Genomic DNA, 2,560 nt, shown 5'->3' on the forward strand with positions numbered 1-2,560 from the left:
TCTTGATTTACCATTTTGATAATTTTTAATAAACTGACTTTTGTTTCTGCAGTTGTTTCTCCTAATAAACCAGCAATTTCTTGCACTACTTTCATCTGATGATCGACTACTTCATTTACTTTACTAACTGTTTCATTTCTCAGATTAATCATTTCTTGTTTTCGTTGCCATTCATGGGTAATATCAACCATAATACAAGCAATTAAATTTTGGTCACGAATAGGAAAAATTACTTCTTTAACATATACAATATCTGCTTCAGAATTTGCTTGATTTTCAGGTTGATATTTTTTTTCTTTTCCTCGAATTACTTCATCTTTTTCCCAGACTTTTTGAAAGTCTGCTAAATCTTCTAAAACTATAGATGCAGGTTGACCAATAATCTCTGTTTGGTTAACATTAAACATTTTACAAAATGCTGGATTAACTAGAGTAATATTCATCTGGGTGTCAACAACAATTAAGCCATTGGGGTCATATTCCCAAAGAATTTGCCAGAGATTTTTTTCGTTAGTCAAGATAATTTACTCCTTTGATTTATTAATAGTTGGTAAAATTTCTGATTGGAATTTTTGTTCAATATTTTCGGGATTAATTTTGATGAATACTTGGTTTTTGTATTTCATTACAATTCCATCACTACAAAATTCTAAACAAAATGAACCTTTTAATTCTATTTTGTCTTCTAGGTGATATTCGCTAATCATACTTTGAAGTTTGGGTAATACTTCATAAACTCCTAGTTGATGACAAGCGGAACCCATACAAAGATATAAATTTTCTTTTTTCATAGTTCATTTTTCTCGGGTATGGGGAACAGGATAAGTTTTTCATTAGACATCTCCTCCAAAAGAGGGAACAGCGAGTGGGAAGGAGAAATAATTGATAATTTATAGATAATAATTGATTTGATTTTGGATTTTTGGAGAAGTCTATTCTTCTATTTTTTTCAGATGTTTAGAGGCAAAGTAAGCATCAAAAACGATGTAGCTACCTACATGGATAAATTCTAGGTATAAAGCAGACATTTTATCTACTACCGTAGTTTGCTCATTTTCAGTGTTTTTGATGCCATCTTGTAGTTCCAATATACTTTCACACAAGACCCTGCTTCTAACAGTAGGGCGTACTTGTTCAGCGTAACGCCCTCAGTCTCTGTAGCAGATAGCTTTGCATAAAAGCTACGGGGTGAGGACAACGTGGCCGAGCCCCCGTATCTCCGTGGCTCTCTGCATTGCCTTGTTGATTTCTTCCAACGGGAACGTATTAACCTCCACGCAGTCTAGATCGAGCGCGCCAGATTCGACGAGCATGCCTAGTTTCCTAAACGTATCGCGTGGATACATAAATGCTCCAATGATTGTGATATCACGAGCCATGATGCTGCCGTAGGGGAGTTCGAGCGGGACATCCATAGAGCCTTGAATCGCGACTCGCCCGCCGTTACGAAGGCTGCCAATCACAGCTTGAATTCCTTTCGAGTCCTTAGCTTGCCCAATTAGATCGATGCCAAGGTCGATTCCGCCAGGAACAATTTTTCTTAGTTCGGCGGCATCGGCTTCCGGGTCACCCATGAGTTTCACTGGAAATACTCGTGGACTTAGCTGGCTCAGTTTTTCTAGGACAGACTCATTGCGTCCGAGAGCAATGACTTTTGATGCTCCCATCGCGAGGGACAAGGGCACAGCCGGTGAGCCGAAATTACCGGTTGCGCCGAGCACAGCCACCGTATCACCGCCAGCTAGTTGCGCTCGCGAGAGTCCTCCGTAACACACTGCAAACTTGTGCAACCGGGACAATCCCACTCCGTCCATCCCGGCAATAGTAGGTAGTTTGGTCACGTTCTCGCTCGGAACCGCGACTTTTTCCGCCCAGGTTCCGTCTGGCCATAGTTTCTGAACTTCGATAGCACCAACGGTTAAACCTGTAAGCGCCAATAGCATACCGTCCGGTTCTGAAACATTTTCGCGAGCAAAGATTCGCGGATCGATTGCGACTCTATCGCCGACAGAAACATGGACTACAGTTTTGCCAGTTGCCTCAACGATTCCGACTCCATCGTTACCAGGCGTAAACGGATTTTCTGGCAAAGCGTATCCGAGACGACCGGCCAACACGTCTTCGTGATAACTCAATACACCGGCTGCCTCAATTCTTACGAGGACATCTCCATCTTTCAAGATAGGTTCCGATACTTCATCTACAACGACAGGTGAATTCGTTTCTAGTTGGCGGATTGCTAGCATAGAAACTCCGTATTAGTTTTTAAGTGAAAAAAAATTGGGAATATGCCAATTTTTGGGAGGCGTTTTTGTTACGCTCAACTTATAATTGTATCGCAGTTGCGGCAAAACATCCAGGGTGCACTCAAAAATAGTTGGTAACTAAAAAACGGCGATCGCCAAAATCTCCTTATCAAGTCTTATGAAGTTAATGTTGAATAAAGAAATCAATATTGATGGGAGAATCGCAGGGCAAACACATCTAATTTTGAAGTTCTGACTCTGAAGAAAAAACAAAAAGGAAGATATTTTTGCCGATAGGGAATTGGAAATTTTTT

The 2,560-nt window shown here is 40.5% G+C and carries 4 protein-coding genes; all 4 read right to left on the minus strand.

The annotated features are described in order from the left end of the window. Nucleotides 1-518, minus strand: a 518-nt coding sequence (locus tag AC3DU7_RS25965; protein ID WP_488042169.1) for a PAS domain S-box protein, incomplete at its 3' end; no start/stop codon positions are given. 6 nt (nt 519-524) lie between these two features. Further along, nucleotides 525-791, minus strand: a complete 267-nt coding sequence (locus AC3DU7_RS25970; protein ID WP_488042170.1) for a (2Fe-2S) ferredoxin domain-containing protein — start codon at nt 789-791, stop codon at nt 525-527. A 141-nt stretch (nt 792-932) separates the two neighbouring features. Further along, a complete protein-coding gene (locus AC3DU7_RS25975) occupies nt 933-1,103 on the minus strand; it encodes a hypothetical protein (RefSeq protein ID WP_488042171.1) in 171 nt (56 codons plus the stop codon). Nucleotides 1,104-1,181: 78 nt separating this feature from the next. Further along, nucleotides 1,182-2,246, minus strand: coding sequence for an alcohol dehydrogenase catalytic domain-containing protein (locus tag AC3DU7_RS25980; RefSeq protein WP_488042172.1), 1,065 nt, complete (start codon nt 2,244-2,246; stop codon nt 1,182-1,184). Nucleotides 2,247-2,560 lie beyond the last annotated feature (314 nt).

The organism is Okeania sp., from assembly GCF_983059655.1.